Source organism: uncultured Planktosalinus sp., assembly GCF_963973675.1.
Lineage (GTDB): Bacteria > Bacteroidota > Bacteroidia > Flavobacteriales > Flavobacteriaceae > Planktosalinus.
Genome location: NZ_CAXBAN010000229.1, coordinates 1 through 4,346, shown reverse-complemented (window position 1 = coordinate 4,346; position 4,346 = coordinate 1). Strand labels below are relative to the sequence as shown.

Sequence of the window (4,346 nt, the reverse complement as noted above, 5' to 3'; positions counted from 1 at the left end):
TTGTGAAAATCATAAGAAAGAAAAACTAGCCACAACACGGTGTATAAGTAATAGCGGTTTAAGTGATAAAACGAAAGTACAAACATAAAACAAAGGTCAGTGCAAAACCGTAAGGTTTGTGAGTAAAAATCCGCTACTACTCATACACTAGACCGTTGTCATTAATTTTGTAAGACGCACAAAAAAGAATGGCTTACTAATTAGTATAAACCATTTACTCATTTAATCATTGGCTTTTGATTAAACATATTTAGATGTGAGAAACCAATTAAAAAATATGAAAAACTTACTACTTATTTTATTTCTCGTAAGCAGTTCAATTTCATTTGGACAAAAAGTCTTGGTTAAAGGTATTGCAATTGATACTACTAAAAACAGAAATAAAGTAAGGATTATTGTAAATGATACTCTTTCAAAATATTTTTCAGCAGACTTACCAAAACATAATAAACATTATGAAATCTCAAAGAATAGAGATTTAGTTGTTGAAGCTGATGAAAAAGGAAGGTTTGAAATTAAAGTAAACTTAACAGATTCTCTATTTTTTAGTTCTTTAAAACATATAACTGAAGCCTATCTAGTTAGTGATTTATTAAAAAAAGATGAAATTAGAATTGAATTAAAACCAAAAGTTTGTGTTGAATATATTGAATGCAAAGAAAAACCTAGAATGCTTTACGCTTTTATTGGAAAGAAAATAAAAGTTGAACCTGCTGATTTAATTTATTATTGCAATAGAATATCAATGGATTCTAAATATGATGCAGATTACAAAATCCTTGAGAATTTGTATGGTAATTACCCTAAAGACACTATTAAATTTGTATCGTATGACCACGGATCAAGAAGACGTTTCGATGATTATGAAAATGTTCTAATCTATATTGCTGATTATTGTGGAAGGTTAATTCACGTAAAATATCAATATCACGATTTATATAAAACTGTTGATGGAAAATGGGCTTCACCTTATAATCCTAATATCTTTAGAAATATCGATTCTAGATTCCATATAAAACCAAAGAAAATTGAGTTTGAAAAACCAATCGAATTTGAGTTTAAAGAAGAAAATCTGGAATTAATTAAAAAAAAATACCCTGAACCTTATTACGAAATTAAAAATGGTACGGTTAAGATTTTATATGGTAATTATCCGAATGAATTATTTGAATTAAAAAAAGAAAGTACTTTAAAAGACAGAGGTTTTTTTGAATAAAAACCACAATTTCAGGTATCATTGGATCAAAACGAAAAATTCCTATATCTTTAATCCATAAAACAGGGGGTTTTGAGACAGACTGCCGTTACCCAATATACAAGCCATGAAATTAAAAGTGTTTGCATTGATCGTATTAACTACCCAGATGAACTTGTGGGCTCAATTTAATGAGCCACAAATAATTTCAGATTATGGAAGTTTAGAGGTGTATTTGTTTGATTTTGATGGAGATAATGACAATGATATTTTATTAGTTAATAATGATTCAACAATTTGGATTGAAAACTTAGACGGCTTAGGAAATTTTGGACCTGATAGAATAATTAATGATGACCCTGGTTGGGCCGCGGCATATGCCGGTGACATAAACGGTGATGGTGACATTGATGTAGTGTCTGTTTTACAGGATTGGCAATCAGGTGAAGATTTTTATAAAATAGTTTGGTTTGAGAATTTAGACGGTCTTGGTAATTTTGGACCTCAACAAATAGTGGGAGACGCCATCAATCTTAATAGTAGGACGGTTTTTGCAGGAGATCTTGATGGTGATGGAGACGTTGATGTACTCTCGGGTTCTCACACTGAGCTATTTTGGTTTGAAAATTTAGATGGTCTTGGCTCGTTTGGACCTAAAAAAATTATTGCAACTGATGTTGGTATAGCTCGAGATGTCTTAGCAAGTGATGTGGATAATGATGGAGATTTGGATGTATTTGCTGTGTCGATCCAAGATGATACAGTCTTTTGGCATGAAAACATTGATGGGTCAGGAAATTTTGGCCCCCAACAAATCATAGATACCGAAATTGGTGAAGTTTGGTCAATTTTTACAGAAGACATGAATTCAGATGGAAATCTAGACTTTTTAACGGCAACCTGGTACAGTGGCGAAATTTCTTGGTATGAAAATTTGAATGGTCTTGGAAACTTTGGGACTAAACAAGTTATTTCAAATGAGGCTTTGAGAGCGACCTCCGTTTTTGCTGCCGATTTAGATAACGATGGCGATAATGACGTTCTTTCTGCGACCTTAGATCCGGGTCCAAGTCAAACAATAGCTTGGTATGAAAACCAGGATGGAATGGGCTCATTTAGTGCTCAACAAATTTTACCGGGAGAAAGTAATTGGGGATTTGGAATAATTGCTGGCGATTTGGACGGTGATAATGATATTGATGTTATAGGGTCTAGCCCTGTAGGTGGAACCGTTTGGTATGAAAACGCTGGAGCTTTGGCGATTGACGATACAGTATTAAAGAATTTTTCAGTAATTCCAAACCCAACCACAAACTATATAAGTATTAGTGGATTAGAAAACATTCAGGTAGATCAGATAATGATAGTTGATTCTATGGGCAAATTAGTTTTAGTAACGAAAAACAAATATAATATTGACGTATCATTTCTTGAAAGTGGCGTTTATTATTTAATATTCTTTTCAGACCGGAAGACTATCGTGCGGAAATTAATAAAATACTAAGATAAGTCTAAATTAACTAACAAACAAAGTCTGTTGTTAATACAAAACCCTGACTAATAAGCACTAAGAATATTGCTTTTGGAGCCTATTTAATTTTTTTTTATTAAATTAGTCCCGCTTCAGGTTACTTCCCCATTGCTGAAAGCACAAAAAACATCCCCATAAATAGTATTGTTTAACCCATAATACCTACCAAGCTATGGGCAAAAAGAAACGACCAACCAAGACCCCTCAGGGAGGAAAAAAGCGTGCAACGCCCCAGCAGCGCACCTTGTTTGAGAAAGCCAAAATCAGCCCAGAAAATTTAATGACCACAGCTGATGTGAAACAACTGTTTAACATAAGTGAATCGTCAATAAAACGCTGGCGTAGAGACCTTGTGATACCCCACACCAAAATTGGCGGTTCTATCTATTACTTTAAGCATGCCATCATTCAACTATTGATAGAACGCACTAAGTTTTAGAAGAAAACACCGGTATTCAACAATAAAAAAACCCACACGGCAACCAAGGCCGTGCGGGTTCAATGTACCCATACTAAAAATGGCAGCTTTAAGTAACCGTCAGGCTACCCAAATAGACACTGGTGGCTGCCACGTCACCACTGGGCGTAATAAAAGTAGCCCAGGCGTGTACCTCCAGACCGCTCATATAATTAGGAGCTGTCAAGCTGGCTTGCGTGTCCTCGCGCAATCCTGCGGGAGCAAACACCTCAAATAGTTCGAGTGTGCTGTTGTACACCACTACGGTGAGGGTGTCATCAGGACCGGCCAATCCTTGGCCACTGTTGTCATCCCAGGTGACTTCCATCACACTGTTGGCTTGAGCTACAAAGCCCGGGTTTTTTAAGCCCTGCAACGCACCTTTACTGATCAGCACCTTGGGAAGGTCCATCTCAATTTGGTCGTTCACTTCGTGTACACCCTCCTTCAAGTGGTAAGACATCGCCAGGTTAAAACGTGACTTGTCGCCCTCCGGACTGCCAAAATAGGCGGCCAGAATACCCTTGATGGGGTATAAAAATTTAGCAACCACTCTAAAGATGGTGCGTTGTGCTTCCTGGCTTGGTGTAGCCGGCTTTGAACTTTGGCGAGGCAAACTGCGCATCACATTTTTGCCTCTCCAGTAAGCACCTACAACGGTGCCTACTTTTCCGCTGAATCCTCCAAGGATTCCTTTGGTAAAAGTACCCATAATAAAATAGATTTAAGGGTTAAACAATTAATGAGCTGCTAATGTAGAACGCCTTGTACCACCTGCCAAGACCATGAACCCAATTGAGCCTTTTTGAACCAATATGACCTGTTTTGAACCCTTTTGACCCAATATGAACCAATTTGAACCCAAATGAACCAAATTCTGAAAATTAACGGGGTTTTGTCCGAGTTTTGTTCGAGACTTGTTCGAGAACGCTTTTTAAAAATGCGATTTTTAAAAAGAAAACTGCAACCAATCTGGGAGCGGGGTGGAGTGGAAGTAGTTTTTTAAGGCAGCCCTACAGCAAAAAGGCTTTTCTATGAGTATGGCAAAAGGCACTGCATTACAGCAAGCAGTGGTTTGATTAGTGATGCAAAAAGATGAAATGTCTTTAATAAAACCCAGTACATTCAATTTTTTATTGTGAACTCAACAATTAATCAATTTT

4 protein-coding genes are annotated in these 4,346 nt (G+C 36.4%); 3 read left to right on the top strand and 1 reads right to left on the bottom strand.

The window, feature by feature from the left end; genetic code table 11:
* Nucleotides 1-277 precede the first annotated feature (277 nt).
* The 3 genes from AACY61_RS09460 to AACY61_RS09450 all read left to right on the top strand — a co-directional run bounded on the left by AACY61_RS09460 (nt 278) and on the right by AACY61_RS09450 (nt 3,165).
* Nucleotides 278-1,216 carry a hypothetical protein gene (locus tag AACY61_RS09460; protein WP_339611330.1) on the top strand — a complete coding sequence of 313 codons (939 nt, stop codon included), beginning with the start codon at nt 278-280 and terminating at the stop codon, nt 1,214-1,216.
* Between the two features lie 106 nt (nt 1,217-1,322).
* Nucleotides 1,323-2,699, top strand: coding sequence for a T9SS type A sorting domain-containing protein (locus AACY61_RS09455; protein ID WP_339611329.1), 1,377 nt, complete (start codon nt 1,323-1,325; stop codon nt 2,697-2,699).
* Nucleotides 2,700-2,898: 199 nt separating this feature from the next.
* A complete protein-coding gene (locus tag AACY61_RS09450) occupies nt 2,899-3,165 on the top strand; it encodes a helix-turn-helix domain-containing protein (protein ID WP_339611328.1) in 267 nt (88 codons plus the stop codon).
* 88 nt (nt 3,166-3,253) lie between these two features.
* Here the strand turns inward: AACY61_RS09450 and AACY61_RS09445 are convergent, their stop codons facing one another.
* A complete protein-coding gene (locus AACY61_RS09445) occupies nt 3,254-3,895 on the bottom strand; it encodes a DUF6266 family protein (RefSeq protein ID WP_339611327.1) in 642 nt (213 codons plus the stop codon).
* Nucleotides 3,896-4,346 lie beyond the last annotated feature (451 nt).

What these genes read in the sequence shown, in the direction of transcription:
- AACY61_RS09460 (WP_339611330.1), top strand. Translation starts at nt 278, where the DNA reads ATGAAAAACTTACTACTTATTTTATTTCTCGTAAGCAGTTCAATTTCA.
- AACY61_RS09455 (WP_339611329.1), top strand. Translation starts at nt 1,323, where the DNA reads ATGAAATTAAAAGTGTTTGCATTGATCGTATTAACTACCCAGATGAAC.
- AACY61_RS09450 (WP_339611328.1), top strand. Translation starts at nt 2,899, where the DNA reads ATGGGCAAAAAGAAACGACCAACCAAGACCCCTCAGGGAGGAAAAAAG.
- AACY61_RS09445 (WP_339611327.1), bottom strand. Translation starts at nt 3,895, where the DNA reads ATGGGTACTTTTACCAAAGGAATCCTTGGAGGATTCAGCGGAAAAGTA.